Origin of the sequence: Sporolactobacillus nakayamae (assembly GCF_900113325.1) — a bacterium.
Taxonomy (GTDB): domain Bacteria; phylum Bacillota; class Bacilli; order Bacillales; family Sporolactobacillaceae; genus Sporolactobacillus; species Sporolactobacillus nakayamae.
Window position 1 is genome coordinate 24,987 of record NZ_FOOY01000018.1, and the last position, 20,482, is coordinate 45,468.

The 20,482-nt window shown below is 38.4% G+C and carries 19 protein-coding genes and 2 tRNA genes; 2 read left to right on the top strand and 19 right to left on the bottom strand.

Features of this window, described 5'->3' with window-relative positions; translation table 11 throughout:
• Positions 1–17 precede the first annotated feature (17 nt).
• The 11 genes from BM003_RS12095 to BM003_RS12145 form a co-directional block, all read right to left on the bottom strand.
• Positions 18–905, bottom strand: coding sequence for a MurR/RpiR family transcriptional regulator (locus BM003_RS12095; RefSeq protein WP_093673438.1), 888 nt, complete (start codon positions 903–905; stop codon positions 18–20).
• Between the two features lie 129 nt (positions 906–1,034).
• Positions 1,035–2,240, bottom strand: a complete 1,206-nt coding sequence (locus BM003_RS12100; protein ID WP_093673440.1) for a M20 family metallopeptidase — start codon at positions 2,238–2,240, stop codon at positions 1,035–1,037.
• A gap of 19 nt (positions 2,241–2,259) precedes the next feature.
• The gene (locus BM003_RS12105; RefSeq protein WP_093673442.1) at positions 2,260–3,048 is read right to left on the bottom strand and encodes an ABC transporter ATP-binding protein; all 789 of its coding nucleotides are present in this window, start codon (positions 3,046–3,048) and stop codon (positions 2,260–2,262) included.
• 52 nt (positions 3,049–3,100) lie between these two features.
• Complete coding sequence (locus tag BM003_RS12110) at positions 3,101–3,862, bottom strand: ABC transporter permease (protein WP_093673444.1); 762 nt, start codon at positions 3,860–3,862, stop codon at positions 3,101–3,103.
• Positions 3,863–3,998: 136 nt separating this feature from the next.
• Entirely contained in the window at positions 3,999–4,979 is a 981-nt protein-coding gene (locus tag BM003_RS12115; protein ID WP_177184777.1) for an ABC transporter substrate-binding protein, read from the bottom strand.
• Between the two features lie 39 nt (positions 4,980–5,018).
• Positions 5,019–6,494 carry a histidine ammonia-lyase gene (hutH, locus tag BM003_RS12120; protein ID WP_093673448.1) on the bottom strand — a complete coding sequence of 492 codons (1,476 nt, stop codon included), beginning with the start codon at positions 6,492–6,494 and terminating at the stop codon, positions 5,019–5,021.
• Positions 6,495–6,669: 175 nt separating this feature from the next.
• Positions 6,670–8,190, bottom strand: a complete 1,521-nt coding sequence (locus BM003_RS12125; protein WP_093673450.1) for a hypothetical protein — start codon at positions 8,188–8,190, stop codon at positions 6,670–6,672.
• Between the two features lie 164 nt (positions 8,191–8,354).
• A tRNA-Ala gene (locus tag BM003_RS12130) sits at positions 8,355–8,427 on the bottom strand.
• A 6-nt stretch (positions 8,428–8,433) separates the two neighbouring features.
• Positions 8,434–8,508: transfer RNA gene (locus BM003_RS12135), tRNA-Gly, on the bottom strand.
• Between the two features lie 209 nt (positions 8,509–8,717).
• Complete coding sequence (locus BM003_RS12140) at positions 8,718–9,299, bottom strand: GIY-YIG nuclease family protein (protein ID WP_093673452.1); 582 nt, start codon at positions 9,297–9,299, stop codon at positions 8,718–8,720.
• 74 nt (positions 9,300–9,373) lie between these two features.
• Positions 9,374–10,111: a hypothetical protein gene (locus tag BM003_RS12145; RefSeq protein ID WP_143128462.1), complete on the bottom strand. Its 738-nt coding sequence runs from the start codon at positions 10,109–10,111 to the stop codon at positions 9,374–9,376.
• A 177-nt stretch (positions 10,112–10,288) separates the two neighbouring features.
• Here BM003_RS12145 and BM003_RS12150 point away from each other — a divergent pair, with 177 nt between their 5' ends.
• Positions 10,289–12,361, top strand: a complete 2,073-nt coding sequence (locus tag BM003_RS12150; protein WP_093673456.1) for a DUF262 domain-containing protein — start codon at positions 10,289–10,291, stop codon at positions 12,359–12,361.
• An 8-nt stretch (positions 12,362–12,369) separates the two neighbouring features.
• Here BM003_RS12150 and radC read toward each other — a convergent pair whose 3' ends face one another.
• Both radC and BM003_RS12160 read right to left on the bottom strand, forming a co-directional pair.
• Entirely contained in the window at positions 12,370–13,014 is a 645-nt protein-coding gene (gene radC / locus BM003_RS12155; RefSeq protein ID WP_093673458.1) for a RadC family protein, read from the bottom strand.
• Positions 13,011–13,328 carry a hypothetical protein gene (locus BM003_RS12160; RefSeq protein ID WP_093673460.1) on the bottom strand — a complete coding sequence of 106 codons (318 nt, stop codon included), beginning with the start codon at positions 13,326–13,328 and terminating at the stop codon, positions 13,011–13,013. The genes radC and BM003_RS12160 overlap by 4 nt, the downstream gene beginning before the upstream one ends.
• Positions 13,329–13,520: 192 nt before the next feature.
• Here BM003_RS12160 and BM003_RS12165 point away from each other — a divergent pair, with 192 nt between their 5' ends.
• The gene (locus BM003_RS12165; RefSeq protein ID WP_093673462.1) at positions 13,521–13,796 is read left to right on the top strand and encodes a hypothetical protein; all 276 of its coding nucleotides are present in this window, start codon (positions 13,521–13,523) and stop codon (positions 13,794–13,796) included.
• 349 nt (positions 13,797–14,145) lie between these two features.
• Here the strand turns inward: BM003_RS12165 and BM003_RS12170 are convergent, their stop codons facing one another.
• The 6 genes from BM003_RS12170 to BM003_RS12195 all read right to left on the bottom strand — a co-directional run bounded on the left by BM003_RS12170 (position 14,146) and on the right by BM003_RS12195 (position 20,363).
• Positions 14,146–14,379, bottom strand: a complete 234-nt coding sequence (locus BM003_RS12170; RefSeq protein WP_093673464.1) for a hypothetical protein — start codon at positions 14,377–14,379, stop codon at positions 14,146–14,148.
• Between the two features lie 59 nt (positions 14,380–14,438).
• The gene (locus BM003_RS12175) at positions 14,439–14,846 is read right to left on the bottom strand and encodes a phage major tail protein, TP901-1 family (RefSeq protein WP_093673466.1); all 408 of its coding nucleotides are present in this window, start codon (positions 14,844–14,846) and stop codon (positions 14,439–14,441) included.
• Positions 14,847–14,922: 76 nt separating this feature from the next.
• Positions 14,923–16,410, bottom strand: a complete 1,488-nt coding sequence (locus BM003_RS12180; protein ID WP_093673468.1) for a phage major capsid protein — start codon at positions 16,408–16,410, stop codon at positions 14,923–14,925.
• Positions 16,391–17,608, bottom strand: coding sequence for a phage portal protein (locus BM003_RS12185; RefSeq protein ID WP_093673470.1), 1,218 nt, complete (start codon positions 17,606–17,608; stop codon positions 16,391–16,393). Before BM003_RS12185 ends, BM003_RS12180 begins: the two co-directional genes overlap by 20 nt.
• Before the next feature lie 566 nt (positions 17,609–18,174).
• Entirely contained in the window at positions 18,175–19,656 is a 1,482-nt protein-coding gene (locus BM003_RS12190; RefSeq protein WP_093673472.1) for a DEAD/DEAH box helicase family protein, read from the bottom strand.
• A gap of 149 nt (positions 19,657–19,805) precedes the next feature.
• Entirely contained in the window at positions 19,806–20,363 is a 558-nt protein-coding gene (locus tag BM003_RS12195; protein WP_093673474.1) for a hypothetical protein, read from the bottom strand.
• Positions 20,364–20,482 lie beyond the last annotated feature (119 nt).

Sequence of the window (20,482 nt, forward strand, 5' to 3'; positions counted from 1 at the left end):
GATGAAACGTTACACAATTAATCTAGTGTTGCATCATAATGATACGTTTCATAATAAATTTGATCCCTTTTCTCTAAAGCTTCCAATGCTGCCATTCGTTTATCTAATCCATCCGTGGCCGTCGCCACTTCCCGAAGCAGCAAGTTTAAAAAGAGAATTGGCGTACTGTAAATATCGAAAATAGATGATGTCGTAATCGGAACACTTAGTACAGGGTCAGCGACCGCATAAACAGGTGATGTAATACTGTCGGTGATCGATGAAATAGAAAATCCTTTATGGTGCAACTGCTTTAACTTTTCAAGAAGCTGGTTTGGATATCTTGGAAATACAAACGAGAAAATGTGCACACGTGCCGGATCCATCAGTTCCAGTGTCTCCCATGCTGGAGTGCCTGGTGTGACCTGAGCAACATTGGCTCGTATTTTGTTCAATATATAGTAGGTATAAGACAATAAAGTTGCCGACATCCGTGCAGATAAAAGAATGATTTGATCAGCGTGAATCATTTGGTCAATCATCTTCTTATACTCCGGACGCTCAAGTAGCGATTCCAGCGCATCAATATTTTCATGCTCCAACTTAAGAATGTTTGAGATATGCTTATTTGAATGTGATGTAAATTGAAGCCGCTGTGGTGCCGTAATTTCCTTTCGGACAAACTGTTGAAGATGATGCAAAAAATCATTATAGCCTTTATAACCCAATGCAATGCAAAAACGCGAAACGCTTCCCTGACTTACGTCTGCATGTTCAGCAACCTCTGATGCTGTCATAAAAATAATATGTTTATACCCTTTTTCGATGGTATATGCTAGTTTTTCGTAAGTTGGCGATTCATGAGCCACTCTGGCAATATTGTCCATCAACTGATGAAAATCTTTGCTGTTCGTTTGAAAATCCATAGTTATCACCTGTACCAAATCTGTTTAATCTTATTTTTTATGAATGAATCCATTCACAAAACATTTGTTGTGAATAATTATATTCTTGAAAAGCAGTACTGTCAACGAGTTTTTAGAAATTTACACAAATTAAAAATTTTGTTTATTTGACGATTTGCCAACAAATTGACAGCCCAGCAGTGCATACACCTTGGCTGCTTCAATCACCTGTTTAAGAGAAATATATTCATTAGGTGCATGGGCAACGGCAAGGTCACCTGGTCCGAATATAAGTGACGGCAGTCCGTGCCTTGCCAATAATTCCACTTCTGAGTAACCGTTAAATCCTGTGTATGCTGCCGGGCGGCCATATAACTGTTTATAGGCCCCATGCAGCAAATGAGTTACATCAGCATCGTGACTGAGCTGCCAAGCTGGAAAGCTCTGCGTCCGAACTAAGTCCATATGAATCCCAAATTCAGACGCCGTTTGATGCAGCAAGTCCTTAATTTCATAGTCAACTTCGGCAATTTGTTCACCGGGAAGCAGCTGACGATCAAAAGCCATGTCACAAAATTCTGGAACCAGCGTGACACCGTACCCGCCTTCTATTCGTCCAATATTGCAAGTTGGACTGCCTAACAAAGGATGCTGTCGACGTTTGAGACGATTGCTGTATTTTTCAATAGCACCAATCATTCTGGTCATTGAAATGACAGCATTGTCACCTGTTGACGCAACTCCTGTATGAGCACTCCGCCCGTACACACGAAGTGTAAATTCAATTCCACCTTTTAAACAATCGGCAATATGCAGAGAGGAAGGCTCAGCAACCACACCGTAGACGCAGTCATCAATCCAATGGTCATCAATTAATGCCTGAGTGCCTTTAAACCCGACTTCTTCATCAACAACCGCCGTCAACATCATTCCACGTTTAAATAGGATGCCACTGCAAACTAATGCCTTAAATGCAAAAATTTGCGCGGCAAGCCCACCTTTCATATCAGCAGAACCTCTACCGAACATCTTATCCCCAATAATGGTTCCACTGAGAGGCGGATCATTCCATCGCTCAACATCACCGCATAATACGGTATCCATATGGCCGTTAAATAAAAGTTTCTCTTTATCCATTCCTTCCCGCACGGCAATAACATTAAATCGATTATCTTCAACTGTTTGTTTCACCGTATCAATTCCAGAGTGATACAGCTCATCAGTAATTATTTGGGCAACCGATTGTTCATTTCCAGGCGGATTTTCACTATTTGTCTGAACAAGACGCTGCAAAAAACGAATCAATCCTTTTTCATCGAGACAGGAGAGTACTTGTTGCTGTTCCTTTGTCAGCATTGCCCTGAAACCCCTCTCATTATTTAGATTGATGTACGTTTTTTTTCTGCTGCTTCAACTCCATCAGAATTTCTTTTTTATAATTAATAAACGGTTCAGATAACTGAATACTCCAGTCTTTATCGTCGGACAGGTGGATATCGATCTGTTTTGCAATTCTCCCCGGATTGGTGGCCATGATATAAACACGGTCAGATAAATAAATCGCTTCATCAACATCGTGCGTCACAAATAGAACACTCGAACGGGTTTCTTTAAAAATAGTTACTAAAAGATCCTGCATATCACGCCGCGTCTGTGCATCAAGTGCACCGAATGGTTCATCCATCAGCAAAAGCGGCGGTTTAATTACCAAGGCCCTAGCAATCGCAACACGCTGCTGCATACCTCCGGACATCTGTGACGGGTAGATTTCTTCAAAACCCTTCAGTCCCACAAGATCCAAAAAATGATAAGCAAGCTCTTTCTTCTCAGCACTGCGCATGTTCTTTTCCTTTTTAAGTGCAAAAGCCACGTTTTGCCAAGCTAGGAGCCATGGAAGCAAACTATATTGTTGGAAAACAACACCCCGGTCGCGCCCAGGTTTGTCGAGGATGCTTCCATTCATTTGCAACGATCCGGAAGACGCACTGTCAAGTCCGGCTACCAAGCGCAAAAAAGTAGACTTTCCACATCCTGAAGGGCCCAGCAAAGAAACAAATTCATGATTGCCAATCGTTAGATTAATATTATCAAGTGCGGTGAATGAACGCTGTTTGCTTACAAAAATTCGATTAATGTTCGTTGCAGTCAATAGATGTTCGTTCATGATTTTCCTCCAAGGTTCTGTCATAAACCGATGAACGGTCATGTTCCAATTATTAATTATTTATTTTTTCTTTTTCATGCCATGGGAACATCATTTTTGCTAACAAACCGAATATAGTATCTGTGATCAGTCCCAATAAGCCGATGGTTAAAATGCCTAGAATAATGGTTTCGGTTGATAAATAGCGTTGTGCCTGCATAATTCTGAAACCCAGGCCGCTCGTTGCCGCAACTAATTCGGCAACAACAAGATATGTCCAAGCCCATCCCCACACTGTCCTCAACGTATCCCAAATACTTGGCATCGCTGCTTTTACCACAATATCTTTAATCACTTCAAGTCGATTGAGTCCGAGTGTCAATCCGACTTCAACCACTGACTTTTTCACGGTTTTGCAGTTGTCAGCAATCATAATGACCTGCTGAAAAAACACGCCGAAAAAGATAATGAAAAATTTCTGCATATCGCTTGTGCCAAACCAGAGGATAGACAATGGAATGAACGCTACAACGGGCATATAGCGAACAAAACCGACAATCGGTTCCCAGAATGCTTTCCATGTTTTCGATGTCCCCATCATAACGCCAATCGGAAGTGCAAAAAGTGTTGCAAGCAAGAATCCGATTAAAATTCTGTAGAAGCTGATCCATATATCTTGAAAGAAAATACCGTCCTCAATCTGTTTTCTTGCTTCAAGAATGACCGCTGTCGGCGTTGGCAAAAAGAGACTGCCTACCATGCCCGTATAAGTAATAAACGCCCAGACAGCAAGGACGAGGATAATTCCTGAACCCGATATTATTTTAAATCGCATGATGTCCCTCCAAAGACACAGGGCATGTCCACAACATGCCCTGTGTCGCTTTTCTTCGTAAAAATCCTCATTCTTAATACCTGACATAACCCGTTTTCACAGCATTGCTTCCCTTAACTACCTGTCTGGTATGCATTTACTTAATATCAATCAATTTTTCAACATCGATTTCTTTCTTTAGCTGTTTCTGCCCTTTAAGAATTTCTTTAATAGTTGATAAGCTTTTACTCAGATTTCCAGAATCGACATCTTCTTTTTGTTCATCAAGAGTAAAGAACTTAATCCCGTCAAGAATAGTCGGCAGTTCATCAGCTGATGTACCTGAAGCTTCAGCTACAATTTTATTACCTTCCTCAGGATGTTCTTTCCAGTAATCTAGTGCTTCGTCCCAAATTTTTTGCATTGCAGCTTTAACTTTAGGATTCTTGCTTAGATAATTTGACTTTGCAACCGTCATGTCACTGATTAAGCCAGGTGAGTCTTCACCGGAATAGATATGGTGTACCGATTTATCTTTGTTAATAATTGTGGAAATATACGGCTCATAAGTAACCGCAGCATCTACTTTGTTAGAGATCAACGCAAGACCAGCATCCGAAGCAGCCATGTAGACTACTTTAAAATCACTCATGGACAATCCGGCACTTTTCACCGCTTGGCGGAACAAAAGATCAGAGGTTGTTCCTTCTTCGTATGCAATTTTCTTGCCTTTAAGAGATTCCAAGTTTTTGTATTTACTCTTTGTGATCATTGCGTCTGCTGTTTTTGATTCATCTAGAAAAACAACACTCTTTAAATTCAGGTCGTTATTCGCTTTCATCTTCATTGCTGTATGTGAAGCAATGTTTGCAAATTGGATTTTGTCCGACGCAAAGGCAGCATTAATGTCCGAATCCTGTTTGAACATAATGATATCAATATTTATACCGTTCTTCTTGAAAATACCAGCCTTATCAGCGATCCACCACGGACCGTAACCAATCCAAGCCTCAGTACCCATTTTGACATCTACAGACTTTTTGCCGGAATCTCCTCCACTTTGACTTGAATTCGAACAACCGGCTAACATCAGAAAAACCATACATAGTGCAGCAAGCAATCCAATTAACTTTTTCATTTTTTTCCTCCTAAGGCTGTCCATTTTTTTAGGCAAAACTTAGATTGCCTCTGCTAACTTTTCAATACTTGCTGAAAGAGACTTATCTTGCACGACGAAAGGAACCAAGGAACGAATCTCTTGATAAAAAGCATGTGTTTCCTTTGCTAAGAATTCCGATCCATGGAAATCTGCGGCCTGGGCGGCACAGAGCGCCTCGATAGCCACAACTCTTCGTGTATTACCAATTATCTGCACTGCCTTTCGAGCGGCAGTTGTTCCCATGCTTACATGGTCCTCCTGATTCGCTGACGACGGAATCGAATCTACACTGGACGGATGCGCTAGCACTTTGTTCTCCGAAACAAGAGAAGCGGCAACATACTGTGTAATCATAAACCCGGACTGCAGTCCCGGCTCCGCGCTGAGAAATGCGGGTAAACCGTTATTCAATTGAGGGTTTACCATGCGCTCAATACGTCGTTCAGAAATAGTCGCAAGTTCTGCTGCCGCAATTCCAAGAAAGTCCATAGCAAAGGCAATTGGTTCACCATGGAAGTTCCCCCCCGAGATAACGTGACCACTCTGCGCAAAGATTAACGGATTATCTGTCGCAGCGTTTATCTCAATCAGCAGATCCTCCTGAACACGATTCATTACGCGTTGAATCGCACCATGCACTTGCGGAATACATCGGAGTGAATAGGCATCTTGTACACGAAGATCTCCTTGATGCGTTGTTAATTTGCTTCCTTTTAAATAGCCCATCATCGTCTGCGCTGCCTGAATCTGTTCGGGGAAAACGCGAACCTGATGAGACTCATCCCAAAATGCTTCTTCAACACCACGCAGAGCCTCAAAGGTTAATGCTGCCGTTCGATTTGCTGCCACCATTAATCGAGTCATATCCATGAACGCGGCACAACCCGTAGCCGTCATCGCCTGTGTTCCGTTAATGAGTGCCAATCCTTCTTTAGCCTTTAGTTGAATTGGAGATAACCCTGCGGCGCTTAACGCATCAGCTCCGGACAGTTTCTTTCCCTTGTAAACAGCCTCTCCTTCGCCGATAAGTACAAGCGCAAGATGAGCAAGCGGTGCCAGATCGCCGCTTGCACCTAAAGAACCCTGGCTTGGGACAACAGGAATGACTCCTTTATTCAAACAATCAATTAAGGCTTGAATAATGTCCGGGCGAACACCCGAATACCCTTTGGCCAGTGCATTGGCTCTCAACAAAAGCATCAAGCGAACCACTCGATCCGAAAAAGCCTCCCCAACGGCACATGCATGACTACGAAGTAAATGAACCTGCAGCGTCTCAATATTACGATTTGAGATCAATTGATCACTGAATTTACCGAACCCCGTATTAATGCCGTAAATCACATCACCGGCTAGAATATGCCGTTCAACCGTCTGCCTACTTGACATAATTTGCTGGATTGCTTTTTGATCAATCGCAACGAGCTCATGATGATTGATTATTTTATCAATCTGGACAAAGTCTAATGATGCACCATTCAAATAAATAGTCACCTATTTTTTCTCCTTGACTTATTTTTCTGAAATTACAAATAATAAAAAATATTCCTCCCTTGCCTTGGACTAATTACGCATTATTAATCAATTAATTCATAATCTAGATTATGTGAATAATTATATTCATGAACAGCAGTAATTGTCAACGGAATTTTTAGACAAAACATTCTTTTCAGTCATTGATATGTGTACTTTTATCCACTTGCAGCCCGATTAGGACAAGAATAAAAGAGAGAGTCATAGCCGTTACCATTACCAATAGGAATACAACAAAAGAATGAGATAGAAGGGGTGCGACCACAAACGGTACATAAGCAACACCTCGCAGGTTTAGCCAACCAGCCAGCATTCCGCTCACACAAGCAGATACCAATGTGCTGATAAATATCGCCTTGTTTGTGAAATACGGATAGACTGATTCCACAAAAGTACCATAACAAACATTCATAACCAATCCTTTTTTTGCTGCCGCTCTCTCCGAACGGTTTAATACAGAAATCGCAGCATTCACACCCGCTGCAGTCGCCACCAGACAAATCATGTCAATAGCACCAAAAAAACTCGTACCCGTCTGAGCGATTTCGATTAGTATGATCGGCAAAATTAGCGCGTGGTATCCTTTTTTCAATAGAGACCCCCAAATAAGCAAACCAGAAAGCGCACCAATCAGCAATCCATTCCAACTGACCATCACTTCAATGAATCGAACGAGTCCATTTTGTATAAACAATAAAAATGGAGCAAGCACAAGATTAATAAGTACACCGGGAATTAGTCCTGACAGAGCACCGGCAATTAAATTACTTGTCGTAATTGGTACTTTCCAGCGAGTACAGACATCGAGTAAATATTGGGAAAGAACACCTGCAGCCAGTCCAGATGCAATTCCGCCCAAAACACCGGAATTGTTCGCAAAAAAACCGGCCAGCAAAGCAGCAATCAGTGTCACTTCGTTTAAATCACTGATTTGCTTTGCGGAGAGTACAGCAAGCAAAACAGGAATGCACGCGATTGCCAGTTGAAGCAACTGAGCTGTTTCTTGAGCAGGAAAACGTTCGGCAACTGTATAAACCATTGCCAGGGCGATAAATGCAGGCAAACCCGCCGTCAAAATACCGGTCAGATTGAGCTTGTTCCATTGAATATGGACGGGTCGACTGGTGATCTTCCAATAAGAGCAAAGATATGAAACCAAGGTAAGTGCGCGTGTTCGATTGGTTGTCCCTGTAGTTCCCGACGAACCAACCACATGACCGCCGATTGATTCGACCCATGCCATTGACGTTCCTCCTGTGCCGACGATTGGAATCGTTTCTTCTATGGCAGCTTTTACAGCACAACTATTTACGCCTAAAGGATCTGCGCTAATCATAATAAGTCCATCGATTTGACCGTTCCTAATAGTTTCCGCGATCACTTCATCTGACTTTTTTGCTTCCTTGTTGATATTCTCTAGATACGCATGAGATCCCACAATTATTTTTCCATTTTTCAGTGTATAGAGTGCCGCCCGTGTCCCAGGTCTATTTCGATCCAGCGATTCCTCAGCGCCGATGTACTGTACAGCCATTAATTGGCAGTCGTTTTGTTTGCATTGCTGATCGATTTCCTCCAATAAATTGAGCGGCTGATTCCCGCCCAGATAAAATAAGTTTCCTCCACTACTGCCAATAACTGCAAGCCGTTTCACCATTTCGCCGCCCTTCTCGCATTATGACTTATTTTCGATAATAAACAATAATCGATGCGGAGTAAACGGATACTAATGAAATAAGCAGACTTTAATCCTTTAACCAGAATGAAAAATGGGATTTTTGCTCTTCAGCAAAAATCCCATTTTTCATATGTATACTCCAATGGAGCCTAGCGGGATCGAACCGCTGACCTCCTGCGTGCAAAGCAGGCGCTCTCCCAGCTGAGCTAAGGCCCCATATTATGGAGCGGAAGACGGGATTCAAACCCGCGACCCCCACCATGGCAAGGTGATGTTCTATCACTGAACTACTTCCGCAAATAAGGGCTGTACAAAAAGTGTTGCCCATTTTAATTCATAGAATACATAATAGTGAAATGCGGATGAGAGGACTTGAACCTCCACGCCCCGTAAAGGGCACTAGAACCTGAATCTCACCCAAAAATTAAAGCCTTGAAATGCCCTCTATATCAGGCACTTCCAAAAGCATCCGTTTTAACGTCACAAGACACAGTATAAATGATCAGTTAATGCTTGTCAACATGAATTTCAACAAAGTAGAATTTATCATCAAACAGCATCTTTGTCTTGAAGTGCTTGTCCGCATTCCTTTGTGCTGATCTCCAATCATGACCATAACCGAGTTCATCATGCAACCAAATACCGACCTTATATTTTGCGTCAAAAGTTCGGACAACCTTCATATCTTTATCAAGAACTGCCACTTTTCTTCCATTGATTGTCCGTTTCCCTTCAGCAGCTCTTTCTTTGTACCACTGTTGAATGCCTTTTGATACATTGTCCCTATGCTCCTGAGTCAGAGTTCTTCCGGTGAGCGCCTTTGATATTTTGGCACCATCTGTTTTCTCTCCGCCTTTGGTCATGTTACAACAAGGCTTCAGTTCTTTAATTTGATCAATTTCCAGTTGTCTTCCTTCATCATAAGAAAGATCAGCTTTGTAAACACGTACATCACATTTGTTCTTCCTATAATACGCTTTGAATAGTTTGTTTCTGTTCTTGACCTGATAGCGCCGATTGCCCGTACCCAATCCGACATAAAACACTTCTTCAGTTTCGATATTGTACCAATGATAGATGTAGTACATAAAAATCACCTCACCCCTATTTCTATCTGGGATTGGTGATTTGTAAAAAGGAGTTATAAAATCAATATTTTATATTATTTGATGTGAACCCACTTAAAGAAATCTGTATCTTTATATCTAAAGAGTGGAATTCTTATAAAATGTAACCAATAAATATATAATGTGCTTTTATATTTTTCACTCGTTTTTTTTACTTTTTTCTTATTCTGGGTCTGACTTACCCTAGAGAAAAATGACTCCAATAATGTTTGAACTTTGTGTAACCTTATCTTCTTTTCTATATACCTCATTCTCTCATTTCCTTCTGTCCTATAGTCAACTGACAAATATTCATCAGTCATAAACGTGGCTCCTGGTAGACTTGTAGGTATGTAAATCGTTTCATCGCTAGAAATGACCGGTAATAGAAAGTTCCTTTTAATCAGTTCATTCTGATAAGAGCTTTCGACTTTGATAAATACATTACAGGCAGTCTTACTCGTAATATTTTTTATTACTATGTGTTCAACAATATATCGATTTCCATAGTCTTCAACATATTGTTCATGGTCACTATCATACCTCGTATCAAGCAACTGTCTACCCCATCCATATGATTGATCCTCGATATGATAAGGTATCCTTTTTCTTTCGATATTAAAAATAACTCTAGAATCTTTTTTAGATCTTTGATGATCTTTTACTATCGAGAATACACTAGTCAAAATAAATGTCACTAAAGCTGTAATCAACGGTAAATAGTCATGAATATAGTTATAGTTAGTTGTTTTACTCACGGCTGCTGCCACTAAAATAAAATCAAAGTCGTTCAAAATGATCACGTCCATTCTGACTTTAAATTATCCATATTATATTTCTAATTTTTTAAAAATCATTTCGTCTAAGAGCACGCAACCCTATTATATCCTAGGCTAATTGTACTACCAAACGTACTAGATTATTGTTATAATAATTTTATAGTTAGTTTAACTTGTTTGGGAGTGGTGTAGTTGAAGTCTGATGACAGTAGCATTATTCAATTTCTTGAATTGAGTAATAGCCAATTTGTAGTTCCAGTATACCAAAGAACCTATTCATGGACTAAAATAAATTGTATTCAACTCTTACAAGACATAATCAAGGCAAGTGATAGTTCAAATAAAACTCATTTTATGGGTTCTATAGTCTACATAACAGATGAAAACTACTCAGTAACAAGAATTAAAAAACTAACGATTATTGATGGTCAACAAAGATTAACTACCATTTCACTCCTATTAATGGCCATGGCTAATTATATTAAAGCGCATCCCGATGAGTACGATACTACTGCAGCTCAGCTAATAAAAAATTACCTTGTCATTGATAAGAGGCAAAATAACCGCAGTGAGGACTTCATTCCTAAATTATCTTTAACCAAACATGATAAAGATTTTTACGATAGACTTATCAAAAACTACCCACTAAAAGACCTAGACCATAACATCTATAATAACTATCAATTTTTTTGTAATGAAATTAAAAATAAAGAACTTGATATAGATAATTTATTTAATGGCATCGCTAAGCTATGGATTGTATCCATCTCAATTATCAGGTCACAAGATAACCCACAACTCATCTTTGAAAGTCTCAACTCTACGGGTGTGAAGCTTCAACAATCAGATTTAATACGCAATTTTTTATTAATGGATTTAAAAGACGACTTTCAAACAGAAATATACAATTCCTTTTGGTTTAAAATGGAAGACTCATTACAAAATAACTTGTCAAATTTTATTAGAGACTATTTAACTGTTAAAATAAGTAAGTTTCCAAGCAAATCCGCCGAATATAATGAATTCAAGAAATACTTTAGCAAAAAATTTGAAAGAAACGAATTATCTATCGAGTCTCTTGTTAAAGATATGTACAAATATTCGATTTTATATGAAAGAATTATAAAATGTACCGAGAAGAACAGTGATATCAACGAATATTTCATTAGCTTCTCTAAATTGAATGTAACCGTTATTTACCCATTTGTTTTAGAGCTTTACTACGACTACACTAATGAAAAGTTATCTGAAAAATATTTTATAAGAATATTATGTCTTCTCGAATCATGTATAATTAGGCGCGTAATTTGTACTCTTCCACCAAACTCTATAAGTAAAATTATTGTGAGTCTTCTAAAAGATATCGACAAAGATTCTTATTTAGAATCAGCCGAGAAGATACTTTTGTCAAAAAAAGGGCCTCAGCGTTTTCCTAGGAATGAAGAATTCAAAGATTCATTTCTCTATAAAGATATGTATAGTTTAAAAAATTGTAAATTTATCCTTGAAAGATTAGTTAATTATGGTAATAGAGAAATTTTAAACATCGAAAGTTTTTCAATTGAACATATTATGCCCCAATCTAACAATTTGTCTCAAAAATGGATAAATGCTCTAGGACAAAATTGGGAGCAAATACACACAAAATATTTGCATACAATCGGAAATCTAACCTTGACAAGATACAATGGAGAAATGGGCAAGAAATTCTTTACCGAAAAACGAGATATGCAAAATGGGTTTAAAGACAGTATTTGTAAATTAAACACAGATCTCGTTAAGTTAGATACATGGAACGAACACGAAATTCTTAGCAGGGCCAATAGACTATATGATGAAGCAAATTTAATATGGCCAATTCCAAATGTTGAATTGATAGATGAAAGTTATAACATGATTTTAGATTTTGATGACGATTGGAAGAATATTAAGCCTAAGTCTTTTGTATTCATGGGTGAAAAACATAATACTAAAGACATGACCAATCTATATGTTCAAGTTATAACTGAAATATATCATCTTAGCCCTGATTCTTTTTATAACACTGTAACCAGTCCAGAATTAATTTCAAAGAACTATATCTCAAAAGATCCAGAAAGTATTAGAGGAACCCATACTCTTTCAAATACAGAATATTATATCAATACCAATTTAAGTAATGAAAGCAAGAAGAATTATTTATATGATTTGATAAAGGGTGTTGGCCTTTCTGAAGATGATTTAACCATTTATCTCAAGGAATCACCTATATTAAGTCAAAATTGATAACAAATTTATATAGATTTTTTTTCCTTCAACGAAACATAATCACTCTTAGCACCAATAACAATATGATCCAACAGTTCAATACCAAGCACTTTCCCAGTTGATGCCAATCTCTTAGTCACGTCAATATCTTCTTTGCTCGGAGTCGGATCACCACTTGGATGATTATGGGCAACAATTACTGATGCCGCACTCAATCTAACAGCTTCTTTAAAGACTTCTCTAGGATGAACAATCGAAGCATTAAGGGAGCCTTTGAAGATGTTCTTTCTACTAATAACTGCATTCTTTGTGTTCAGGTAGATCGCATCTAAGTATTCTTGTTCTGCTTGCTCCAAATCACTAAAGTAATCAGCCGCATCTTGTGGACTTCTGATCGTGTAGTTCTCTTTCTTGCTGAACTTTCTGATCTTAAAAGCGAGCCCAAATGCTGAATTAATTCGTTTCGCTGCTGTTTCACCAATGCCCTGAAATTTCTTCAACTCTTCAATGCTCAATGTTGCTAAACGATCCACACCGAGTCCTGAAAGTTCCCCAGTAATTGAAGGGCTTGCTTTTGGTCCAATCAGCACGGCCAAGATATTTTGCAGTGATGTGTTTTCATTTCCATAGAATGAAAGTTCTTCCTTCGCCAACTCGTAGTGATCGTTCATTTTGATGCCTCCAATTGAAGTATTTTAGTAAGATGGTATTCAATACTACGTCTAGATCGATCGATAATAATGAGATCTCTAATGACAGAAGATGAGATATTTTTGTTGGATGTCTTTGTGTGAATCTCTGCCAAGTCTGTTGCTTTGAAGAAGGTAAATTCGTAAAGATCATTGCTGATGATCGTCACTTCTGGATCGCTGTCACTGTAGAGATCACTTAGGATGTATGGCATTGGCCGAATTCCATCAATTTGACACTCTTCTAGAAATCTCACCTCTTTGTCAAAGCAGTTAAAGAAAAACTCTTGATCCATTTCATTTCCTCCTACTGGAATATATTTACATCTCTCACATTTATAATTATAAATAGTTTGTTTGTCCTCGTACACTATTAGTTACAATTTTCTGTCTATTTATTTTTTATCTCTAAAAATGAGTACACGAACTATAATTATTCAGATATACTATGAATATAAAGTTTAAACAGATGGCTGGGAGCGATTGATATGACCGAAGATGTGATCGAAGGTTTGAAGCTTATCCTCAACGAGTTAAAACAATTCAATGACTCTATGAGAAATGAGTTTGACTCTATGAGAAATGAGTTTGACTCTATTGTTCAGATATTTGATGTTGGTTTCGATTCTATTAAAAATAAGTTAGATGAAATAAATGAAATAACCAGTGAAAGTGGCAAACAGCTCAAGAAATCGATTGAAGATCATGCTCGTTGGGAAAAGGAATTCGAGCCGATCATGCGCAAACTTGAACATAAAGATTGAATATGTAAATATTTGTAATAAATGTAAAATTATTTTTACGAGAAAGCGCGTTTTGGGTGAGTTGTTGAGAGCGACACACCCACCGTTATAAAAGAGCAGTGTGTCTTTTTTTCAAAAAAGGTAGGGCGTATCCCTCTCCAAAGCGCTGATCTCTGGTCAAATGACTCACGATCTACCCATTCACATTCCTAACTCTTTGATCAAACAAAGCTCTACCCATTGACTCACTGTTGTTGTCTTCCAATAGATGCTTAATGCTTATGTCTTTCTGCGTTCGTGCTATGTATGTGATGCACCCATCGAACCCTCATAAGATAGATGCATCTCTATTGCTTCTCAACCATCATAATCAACAAACCCTATCTACTCTGCGGATGAACCCATAGCTTACTTCTTCTACACCAATCTCTCGCAGATGAAGATTCACTAATTGATGAAGCATTGTCTTATTGACTTCACTATGTCTGGTACGCATTGCTGTTGCGTAATGTTCTGTGATCACTGAAGCACAGATACGTCTAAATAGATCTTCACCGATATCTGAGCGAACAGCTTCTAAGTTCTTCAGTTTTTCCTGGTACATAATAATTCACCTCCTTAATTTTTTCTGACGCTATGTAAAAGCAGGATGATTCCTGCTTCTTATTCACCTGCTGTAACAGCTAATGCGCCATTACCTTGGAGACTGAGCTTATAGGTGACGAGATCATCGAAGGGAGCATCAAGAGAAAAATCTGTAATTGCACAGTTTCCTTCATACTTCGCTCCACTCGGAAATTCAAGATACACATCAACATTCTCAGAGTTTAAATAAGCATCTTCAAGAACACCGTAAGCTGCATCATCAGCGACAAAAGCTCCGTCTGCATCAATACTCCATTCCTTGAAGCCTTGCATGCTTTCCTTCCAGAAGCCCTCTGTATCTTTGCTTGTTGCATCAATTGAATCAGCAGATCGATTCAATGTAGCATTTTTCTGTCCGGCAAGAACTTTACCAGTAGCAGCTTGCATGACATACAGTTTGACTTTCATACCCGTAATTTTAGGCATTATATATGAACCTCAATTCTTTTAAAGTAATAAAGAACCGAATGAACGGCTCTTGTTTGTGAATATTTTCACATTTTTAGTCAGCATTAACTGTTAGCTTTGCAACAGCCTGAGGATTGACAACGACACCATCCATGTAAGCGTCGAAAACAAACAACTTACTACCACGCAACGCTTGCTGAGAATCGACAATTTCCTGAATACCTGCCTCCTGCTTAATCATCACAGAATAAGCTTCAGTAATGTTGCCGAATGCCACCGGATTTTCATCAGTCAGAGCGTCCGTAATGTGAACAGGCATTCCGAAGAGTGTGTGCTGAATCTTTCCGTTAACGACACCCATCTGAAGGAAGTAATGAGCGTTGTTATCCTTCAATTTTGCGACTTCGTTGAAGAGATCTCTTTGCATGATAAACACCGAGTTCGTCAGAAAAGAAGGATGAATCGCTAAATACAAATCCTGCAGCTTGTCCATATTGAGCGCTTCAGTTGTTTCTACATTTGCGATCTCTACATCATTAACGAGTCCAGCAAATTCCACGCCACCATTTCCGACCAACATCGACTTTTCTACGGATTTCGCCACCCTCCGAGCGAGCAAATCTTTCGTATACTCAGCAATAGAGACAGCGCTATCATTAATTAACTGATTCGACAAAGTAACCGCAGCGCCAACTCGCTTCTGCTTCAGATCAACATGCTTAAAAGCAATCGCTTGCTCAAGAATGTTTTCTCCTTCTCCCACGAATCCACCTTGCACGCTGTCATCTTCACGTGTCACACGAAGTGTCCCTGCAACTGAATTAAGTTTGCGAGCTAATGCAAATACCGGGCTCGTCTCTTCCATCTTTTTAATAATCTCGTCATGGACCTGCTCAGGAATCACTGCACCACCGTCAGCAGTTGTTTGGAGGGCACGCACTTCTCCACGCAAAATTTGTTCAAAGTCATTGTACGTTCCGTTCATTTTCATCATTTTATTGCTCTCCCTTTTGTTTGAAATTTCAGTTTTATTAGCTTGTATTTGTTCCATTGAAGGAACCTCTAGATCAGTGACCACTTCTAAACCCCGTGCTGCGATTGACGAATGTGAATAAGCAGGATCACGAACAACCGACACTTCGATAAGTTCAAGTTCTTCGACTGTCCTCACCATTTCACCATTAACCTGCTGCCAACTATCTTTCAGACTCCTAAAGCCGAATGACATATTTCTTAAAATGCCAGATCGAATCAGTTCGAAATAATCGCGACCGAACGTTGTCGGCGTAATATTGGCAGACATGAAAAGGCCCTCGTCATCTTCAACGAGGGATAGAGAATTATTTCTAGTTGAAGCAAGGATTGATTTAGCTTCATGTCCTGCTAAAAAATCAATATCTCGCTTCGCTTGTCTGATTGCTCGATCAAAAGCACCTTTAGCGATTTTCTCGCGGAATTGTTTAACTGATCCGAGTACTTCACTGAGCTCATTTGTTTTATTGACATAGCCTGAAACCTTAAGTTCTCCCGATTCTGTCAACGCTGCTTCATGAGCTCGAATTTCAATTTTCTGCCTCTCCATCTTTTTCCTCCTTCTTTTGATCAACGACTCCCATATTCGGAATCGTCAGTTCACCATTCTCAGCATTCCTGATAACGTTTCCAAGATTGAGCAAGTAAAAATCATCATCTACCGGTGGTTTATCAAGCGTATATCGTGCCTCATTGAAACTGATTAATCCCTTTGTAAATGCACTTGAAGTAGCATCAATTTTTTCTTTCTCAGTTGTTCTTAGAAGCTCTGAAGTGTCAAATCTGAAGTAGTAACCGGATTGTTTTTCATATGTGGTTAGCAAATTCTTGTTAAAGGAAGACTCGAAGTTCGTAATAACTGGGGCTAAACAGTATTGCAGGAATGATAAATTGTTCTGCTCGAGGCTGTTATATTTGTTCGCTGCGGAATTTAAAAGAGACTCAGGTATGTTGAAGAGACGTGCTATTTCACTGATGATGAACTTATTAGCAACATCCATCTGAAGTTCATCAGGCTTCATCGACAGCGCTTTGAAGTCTAAGCCTTCCTCGAGAATCATTGTCTTACCAGCTTTTCTTGCACCATTATACAATCCTTCAAAACTGTCTCTTAACCTATTTATTGCTGGTTCTGTAAGACGAGATGAAGCTTTCAAAACTCCTGTTGGTAGGGCGCCGTTCTTCATAATGGAACTTTGATAACTAATCAGCGAAAGAGCTGTACCGAGGATTTCTTCTCCATCAACAAGTACACCGTTTGTTCCGCTATCGATAACTATCATTTCACGCTCATTTAATTCGACATCTTTAACTCCGTGATAAACAAACTTTTTCTTTGCTATTGTCACCCCATCTTCAGTGAACAACTCTTCTTGAATACTTCGCGCCTGAAGATGATAAAGCTTGTCGTTCTTAGTAAGAATGTATGCCTTGCCATAGAGTAAGTAATCGACTACAAGTTTCTTCTTGAGTATTTGAGCAACCTCATATTCACTTGAATCCTCATTGAGAATTGCAATTCGAGCGTCATCAATCCGATCAACGGACTTGTCTTTATTTTCTTCGTACAAATAGACTGGCAGCTGCGAAATTGAGCCTGAAATTAATTCAACTGCTGCTTTGACAGCAGGAATCTTTAAAGCTGATTGTTCTGAGATTTTGCCTGTAGAATGAGTTGAGATAATTGCAGCACTAAAATAATCTCGTTCGTTGTTTTTAGGGCTCCCCCATCTAAAAATATTGGCCATTAATTTCTTCCTTTCTGTCTGTTGTTTTGCTGCGCACGGCAAATGCGAGCAAAATAAAAAGACGCACCCGAAGGCACGTCCAGTTATGTACTGAGACAAATTGACCTCGCGCTGAGAAAGTCAATCTATCTCATTGGTTCATTGACTTGGAAATATATAAAGTGGGTTGTGTTTAAAAGAATGAAGAACTCGTATAGACGAACTCTTCAATTGTCCTCCGACGGACATAAGCAAACTAGATAATTTCGAGGCAAATAAAATGACTGAACATAAGAAAGGCTTTGAAATACGCACTTTGGAGTTAGCGCTCAAAAGACCTCTCTATTAATATATATATACAACTCGCAAAATTTATATGGGTTTTTGGAAAAAATTTGAATTTTAAAACAACTTTAGCTCTCTATAATATAATATATACAACTCGACTTTTTGTAACAGTATTTTGGAAAAAAGTTACATTTGCAGTAAATTCATTGCTTTATTATCTGTTTCAATCTAACTGGGACAAAAAAGGTTACCTTTGTATATTAATAAGTAATATTAACTTTTTTTGTCCCAATTTAAAATCAAGTTTCGGATAGAATCCAATATGTCTTCTTATAGTTTTCTGATTGCCTACTGCCTTCTCGCTCACTTTTAATAACGAGTGGAATGTTATTCTCTTCAAAGAATGAATTGATAGTCTTTAAACCAACTCTTATTGAGCCATTCTTTGCTCGAAGTCCATACTTATTGCAAATCACACCAATTAACTCTTTCTGGCGATCCTTGAAAATTTTCTTATCAATGAAGTTATCAATGATATCTAACTTAATGAGTTCTTCCTTCCGTAGCTGCTCTAAATCAAAGTATGAAATGTCAGGAAAGTATCTGTCAAAAAATTTTTCAAATCCATGTTCATCCATGAACTCATAGATTTCTTCTTGATAACATAAATAGGCCAATCCAGTTTTATGAACTCTCAGCCGTGTATATTTCTGCGAGCTCTCAGGGTCAATCACGGTATCAAGATAAAATGCTCTCATAGATTTGCTAATAACATCTATACCATATTCATCAATAAAATCTACTTCTCCCAATCGTTCGAATTCATCATAATAGAATAACTGTTTCTGGATATATCTGAGTTTAGCCAGAATTGATTTTTTTGAGACGCGCTTATAGTAGACATTTACCTTTTTATTTCTGACACGTCCAGTTGCTTGAACAAACGTATCAATATCACTTATGCCATGAATAACTATCGACTCCACCGAATCGTCCTTAATTTCTGTTGCTTCTGTCATCAGCTTTGTAGTATTCAGTACATCACAATCAAATTGACAGTTATCCGTAATCTGGTTATATTCATCTGAGAAATTTCGATTTCCTGAATATAGGATTTTACTGTTTCCAATAGAAAAATCTGAAAGTGTATTCATTGAATTGTGATAAACAATTACCTTATTTCCTTTTTCGACTTCATTAGTAATTGCTGCAGACGCTGTCTCATCTTTTTCATACCGATATAGATCTTTTACAGAGTTATTTGCAAAATTTGCTTCCTTCAGTACCTCTATTTCGTTTTTCCAAGGTAAGTAATAAAGTCCTTCGTGCGTGGCCGTCAAAAAGAACTTTACAGCCTTATGATTTCGATTCAAGTAATTAAAAGCTAATTCAGTTTTTGTATTGAATGCGCTATCGCTGACAAAATAATGAGCCTCGTCACAAACTATATAATCATAATCATCAACGGATGGATCGTTTCGCTTGAGCATATTCTGAAACGCTTGATAGGTTTTTAAATCAAACATTCCACCTTTAAATTGACGAATGCATTCCCATTTATATTCTTCAAGGTAATTTTTTTGCTGACTGAGCGTTGAACTTCGATGGGATAGAACGAGTGTCCTCTTTCTTTTGTCAAGTGCGTAAGGTAGAAGCACATTTCGCACCCAATAATTTTTACCACTATCCATTTCCGATGCAATAAGATAATTCTTACCAATTTTCAATTTATCGATCACATTAGCTGTAATCACATCACTTACATATTCTTTTTTCCTCATTATCAGTTCTCCTCTATCTGATTTTTGTTATTGTATCTGGAGCACGAATAACGTAAATCAGTTTGAGGAATTTTATGGAAATAATTTGGAGGATCCGACTTCATACGTTTATAAAATGGAATTTTCATAAATAGAAGAACATTTTACATTTAATATTGAGGTCTCTCACCATTGATTAACCAGCCTTCTCTATTTAACTTTTGCATTTCTTTAATATATGATCTCGCCGATTCTACTCGTTCCAAATGACAAAGTTCTTTTATTTGTTCATCGTCGTAACCATAACAATCATCATAATAATCATCATCATCATCAAAAAACTCAACACCGTAGGCTTCTACAATTTCATCCCAGAAAGAAGTTGGAATGTCTTTCTTCTCTTCGTCTCTAACTTCTCCTTGACAAAGGAAAATCCCCTCATTTTTTCTCGGTTCTTCAATCTTTGTGGATTCCTCTTCAAATTTGAAAAACTCGATTTTTGGAAAATTGTTTTCAATTTTACTCGGAAAGTATTCAATTATGAATTCAATTAGTTTCCTCCATTTTCCATTATCATCTTTCAATCTAAAGAAAACCTCGCTAGTACGTTTTCTCTCGTCAAAAATACAATGCAGAGAAATAAGCTCTTTTATTGATTTGATATTAGCAACCCAAACATTTCCTTCAGATTCAAAACCCAATTCGCATTCTTTCATTAAAATTTCCATTAATAATTCCTCCGATTTGTTTTGTGTTTTTCTTACCCTCTCTGTCTATCTGGTGTTGGACACTCTGTAAAGCAAAATCCCAAAAAAACTTTATTTTTTTCCGCGCTCCTCCTTCGTTT

Excerpts from the sequence above, each read along its gene's own strand:
- BM003_RS12190 (WP_093673472.1), bottom strand. The coding sequence starts at position 19,656 with ATGAGGAAAAAAGAATATGTAAGTGATGTGATTACAGCTAATGTGATC.
- BM003_RS12110 (WP_093673444.1), bottom strand. The coding sequence starts at position 3,862 with ATGCGATTTAAAATAATATCGGGTTCAGGAATTATCCTCGTCCTTGCT.
- BM003_RS12100 (WP_093673440.1), bottom strand. The coding sequence starts at position 2,240 with ATGCTGACAAAGGAACAGCAACAAGTACTCTCCTGTCTCGATGAAAAA.
- BM003_RS12115 (WP_177184777.1), bottom strand. The coding sequence starts at position 4,979 with ATGAAAAAGTTAATTGGATTGCTTGCTGCACTATGTATGGTTTTTCTG.
- radC (WP_093673458.1), bottom strand. The coding sequence starts at position 13,014 with ATGAACGATCACTACGAGTTGGCGAAGGAAGAACTTTCATTCTATGGA.
- BM003_RS12170 (WP_093673464.1), bottom strand. The coding sequence starts at position 14,379 with ATGTACCAGGAAAAACTGAAGAACTTAGAAGCTGTTCGCTCAGATATC.
- BM003_RS12175 (WP_093673466.1), bottom strand. The coding sequence starts at position 14,846 with ATGCCTAAAATTACGGGTATGAAAGTCAAACTGTATGTCATGCAAGCT.
- BM003_RS12180 (WP_093673468.1), bottom strand. The coding sequence starts at position 16,410 with ATGGAGAGGCAGAAAATTGAAATTCGAGCTCATGAAGCAGCGTTGACA.
- BM003_RS12160 (WP_093673460.1), bottom strand. The coding sequence starts at position 13,328 with ATGGATCAAGAGTTTTTCTTTAACTGCTTTGACAAAGAGGTGAGATTT.
- BM003_RS12165 (WP_093673462.1), top strand. The coding sequence starts at position 13,521 with ATGACCGAAGATGTGATCGAAGGTTTGAAGCTTATCCTCAACGAGTTA.
- BM003_RS12195 (WP_093673474.1), bottom strand. The coding sequence starts at position 20,363 with ATGGAAATTTTAATGAAAGAATGCGAATTGGGTTTTGAATCTGAAGGA.
- BM003_RS12095 (WP_093673438.1), bottom strand. The coding sequence starts at position 905 with ATGGATTTTCAAACGAACAGCAAAGATTTTCATCAGTTGATGGACAAT.
- BM003_RS12125 (WP_093673450.1), bottom strand. The coding sequence starts at position 8,190 with ATGGTGAAACGGCTTGCAGTTATTGGCAGTAGTGGAGGAAACTTATTT.
- BM003_RS12185 (WP_093673470.1), bottom strand. The coding sequence starts at position 17,608 with ATGGCCAATATTTTTAGATGGGGGAGCCCTAAAAACAACGAACGAGAT.
- BM003_RS12105 (WP_093673442.1), bottom strand. The coding sequence starts at position 3,048 with ATGAACGAACATCTATTGACTGCAACGAACATTAATCGAATTTTTGTA.
- BM003_RS12140 (WP_093673452.1), bottom strand. The coding sequence starts at position 9,299 with ATGTACTACATCTATCATTGGTACAATATCGAAACTGAAGAAGTGTTT.